We start from the raw sequence: 720 nt of genomic DNA, 5'->3' as shown, positions 1-720 counted from the left end.
ATGGTGCGCCCTGAGAGATTCGAACTCCCGACCTTTTGATTCGTAGTCAAACACTCTATCCAGCTGAGCTAAGGGCGCATTAAGTTGTCCTAATTTAAAAATAAAATAAAAGTGCCGAGGGCCGGACTTGAACCGGCACGATAGTCACCTACCGCAGGATTTTAAGTCCTGTGTGTCTGCCAATTCCACCACCCCGGCACGGCAGAAAATATATGGAGGCGGCACCCGGATTCGAACCGGGGGATAAGGGTTTTGCAGACCCGTGCCTTACCACTTGGCTATGCCGCCAGACAAAAAAATGGAGCGGAAGACGAGATTCGAACTCGCGACCCCCACCTTGGCAAGGTGGTGTTCTACCACTGAACTACTTCCGCGTTGGCTGGGCTAGCAGGATTCGAACCTACGCATGACGGAATCAAAATCCGTTGCCTTACCGCTTGGCGATAGCCCAACACTTTGATGATTAAAATTTTATGGGGCGACTGATGGGAATTGAACCCACGAATGCCGGAATCACAATCCGGTGCGTTAACCACTTCGCCACAATCGCCATCATTTTAATAAATTGGCAGGGGTAGTAGGAATTGAACCCACACCGAAGGTTTTGGAGACCTTTGTTCTACCTTTAAACTATACCCCTAAAAATAAATGGTGGAGGGGGACGGATTCGAACCGCCGAACCCGGAGGGAGCGGATTTACAGTCCGCCGCGTTTAGCCAC

The 720-nt window shown here is 50.6% G+C and carries 7 tRNA genes; all 7 read right to left on the bottom strand.

The annotated features are described in order from the left end of the window. Position 1: 1 nt before the first annotated feature. The 7 genes from SAZ04_RS21575 to SAZ04_RS21545 all read right to left on the bottom strand — a co-directional run bounded on the left by SAZ04_RS21575 (position 2) and on the right by SAZ04_RS21545 (position 640). Positions 2–78: transfer RNA gene (locus SAZ04_RS21575), tRNA-Arg, on the bottom strand. A gap of 34 nt (positions 79–112) precedes the next feature. Beyond that, positions 113–198 (bottom strand) — tRNA-Leu (locus tag SAZ04_RS21570). A gap of 15 nt (positions 199–213) precedes the next feature. Beyond that, positions 214–288: transfer RNA gene (locus SAZ04_RS21565), tRNA-Cys, on the bottom strand. Between the two features lie 11 nt (positions 289–299). After that, positions 300–374: transfer RNA gene (locus tag SAZ04_RS21560), tRNA-Gly, on the bottom strand. A gap of 2 nt (positions 375–376) precedes the next feature. Then, positions 377–451: transfer RNA gene (locus SAZ04_RS21555), tRNA-Gln, on the bottom strand. A gap of 23 nt (positions 452–474) precedes the next feature. Beyond that, positions 475–550 (bottom strand) — tRNA-His (locus tag SAZ04_RS21550). 16 nt (positions 551–566) lie between these two features. Further along, positions 567–640 (bottom strand) — tRNA-Trp (locus SAZ04_RS21545). Between the last annotated feature and the right edge of the window lie 80 nt (positions 641–720).

Source organism: Halalkalibacter lacteus (assembly GCF_036663595.1).
Lineage (GTDB): Bacteria > Bacillota > Bacilli > Bacillales > Bacillaceae_D > Halalkalibacter > Halalkalibacter lacteus.
The sequence above is the reverse complement of the archived record's forward strand: the minus strand, read 5'-3'. Positions and strand labels throughout refer to the sequence as shown.